This window comes from Verrucomicrobiia bacterium, assembly GCA_035574275.1.
Lineage (GTDB): Bacteria > Zixibacteria > MSB-5A5 > DSPP01 > DSPP01 > DSPP01.
Map to the genome: position 1 here is coordinate 1 of DATLYY010000012.1, position 2,709 is coordinate 2,709.

A 2,709-nucleotide genomic window follows, 5' to 3' on the forward strand; every position below is an offset into this window, starting at 1 on the left:
AGGTTCCCACCTAAATTCCCAATTCTCCCGAATCCCGTCTCCGTTCAAGTCCAGGTTCAAAAAGTACGGCTTCCAGTTAACGCGGTCAAAGTAGCCGATTGTCGTGTAGTTAATCCCGTCCGGCGACATCTGGATGGTGTACCCCTCAAAATCCTGCTGATTGGTTATCGGGTCTATCGCCTCCTCCGTTTCCCGCCCGAACCAGCGGATGGTCACCTCCCCCTCGTCAGCAAAAAACTGCATCCGGGGAAAAGGGGGCGGCGCCGGCCCTTTGTAATCCGGAATCCCGTCGCCGTGAAAGCGGGCGGAATCATTAATGACTACTCCGGTGGGATGTAGTTTGCAGAATACCAGGGAGCGGATGCTCTCGTTGTCAAATACTTTTCTGGCCATTTGAGCGTTTCCAATCAGACCCTCCTTACGCAAATTCCGTCTGAACATGCCAATTCGAGCGGAGTCGAGAAAATCACCTGTCGTGCGGAAAGTTTCGGCAAAGTGCCCTGCGTACGGATGAAAACGGGGCCCGACGAAAATGGCAAGGGTTACGGGTAAGCTCGCTCCTGGGTCTAAATCAAACGGCCCGGCGGATAAAAGAAAGCGGCAGTCGGCTCCGTCCGCGATGTCGAAGGCATAAGCGGGTATCTGCAGGGGCGGCATCCAGAAACCCGCAAAAAGAGAATCGACCCGAGCCGGGTTTGAAAAAGCGCTGGCGATTTGGTCGTAATCGATTTCACGGTTGGATAAGTAGTAGTATCGCATGGCATCCCCTATGGGATGGCCGCGCCCGCCGTAGATGTTCTTGAATCCGGGAATTTTCTGCGGCCCCCAATCCATAAATCCAAACTCATCCGGAATCCACCAATTGAAGCTGATTCGCGCCGGGAAAGTAAAAGACGATCGAAGGGCCTCGCCAGCGCGCAAAAAACGAATGCCCAAGGCCCCTGTGGGGTTTCTTGTGGAAAGCCCAAAATCGTCTCCCGATTCAGGGTCCCCATCGTTATCAAAGGTGTAGGCCATGTAAAGAGTTTCCGGACATACCCCGGGGTCGAAAAAACCTACTCCCGGTAAAAACCAAAAACCACCCGGTGGACCGTAAATCCCCTCCGTTACAAAAGCACAATAATCATCGTCGTAGGTCACTTTTCCATCCGTTGTTTTTCCCACATCGGGATCCATGAATAGCCCGACATACGCTTTTCTAATTGGCTCGACTCCCATGTTGGTAATGGTGTAATCCAAAAGCACCCAATCTTGTCCCCAATCTGCGGCCCAAGAATAGCTTCGCTGCTCGATTTTCAATTCCAGGGATTTATTGGGTTCGCCGGTTTCAGGATCCACGATTCTGACAAGTTGCGGGTCTCTCAGGGTGTCATAGTACTCGGCAATCAGATCCAAATCCGAAATTGCGTCTGGGCTATAAAATGGACTGGTATTTCGAGCCGAACGCTTGACGATGCTCCCCTTCACTCCTTCATCCGGAAAAAACTCCCGAATGTTCACCCAGCCGTCGTTGCCGAGAGATGTTAGCGTATCATCCCCTACGATGCCGCCAACCCAAAGCGCACCTTGAAATAAGTATTCGATGTTCGTGCCGCCGGGGAACTCGGCGGACGAGGTAAAGCCATCCGTTAAGCAGTCCCTTAAAAGCACATCTTTTCGATTGCCAAGAATTCCGTAATTGGAAACCGTAAGCCAAAATCGTCCGGTCTTGTGGGTGCACTGCTCTAAATTTGGTAAAACCGGTATTCCCACCAGATTGGAAAGTGGTAAATGGACTGTGTCCGCCACTTTCATGCGGGCTTGTGGGATGGAAAAAATAAATAAAGCAATAATGATCGCCTCAAAAAAGGCAACGCTGGAACACAGCCGTCTACCAATCATGATGTCCTACCTGCAAAAAAATATACTGGGGGTCTGGCAGATTTACAACCCCCTCAAATAATCCCCCACCGACTTTTTGGGGTTATTTCCTATTTCGACAAATGCGATCTCCCGGTGCTCGTTCACCCCGATGATTGTTGGATATACTTCGATTTTGTAATTACCTGTAAACTTTCCAATAGAATCATTGAACACCGGAATACTCAAATTCCTTTCTTCTTTATACCTCCGCAATTTATCGACTGGCTCATAAGAAATGGCCGCCACTTCATATTCCGAATCCCGATTGGGATAATACTCAACCCATTTTTGCAGGGCGTCCGTGCAATGGGGGCATTCTGTGGTAAAGAAAATCAAAAAGGTTTTCTTTCCCTCAAGAGCTTTTTCCAGATTAAAAGATTTGCCTTCCATATCAATGAAACTCCCGTGCGGAAACGACTGTCCGGCTTTAAGCAGCATTTTCTCCTTCATCCGGGCATCCCGTTTTCTGGTAGAATTCCATTCGGTAAAGGAAGTACCGGCAAATATGCCCAGAAAAGAAGCTGCTAACACGCCCCCCATTAGTACGAGCATCAATTTTTTTGAAATCGCAAAATCTCCAGCCATTTCCTCCTCCTTTCAGATTATTTCCTTGCCCCCGCCAACCTTCTGATGGGTTAGCGGGCGCAGGTCAAACCCTAACTACGTGAAGAAACAACAACAACCATACGTTTGCGGATTACAAACGCAGGTCCCTCCACCGTCGCACGGCTCGGCGGTTTCGCAACGGGGAGTACAGGTCAATTCAAGCCATTGACACCAGCAGGCATTTGCTACCGGTGGCTGGAG

General features: G+C 49.9%; 2 protein-coding genes. Both read right to left on the reverse strand.

From position 1 onward, the window contains the following. Positions 1-1,788: hypothetical protein (locus VNL73_02535; GenBank protein HXF48288.1), on the reverse strand; the 1,788-nt coding region annotated here is incomplete at its 3' end. A 135-nt stretch (positions 1,789-1,923) separates the two neighbouring features. Continuing rightward, a complete protein-coding gene (locus VNL73_02540) occupies positions 1,924-2,487 on the reverse strand; it encodes a redoxin family protein (GenBank protein HXF48289.1) in 564 nt (187 codons plus the stop codon). Between the last annotated feature and the right edge of the window lie 222 nt (positions 2,488-2,709).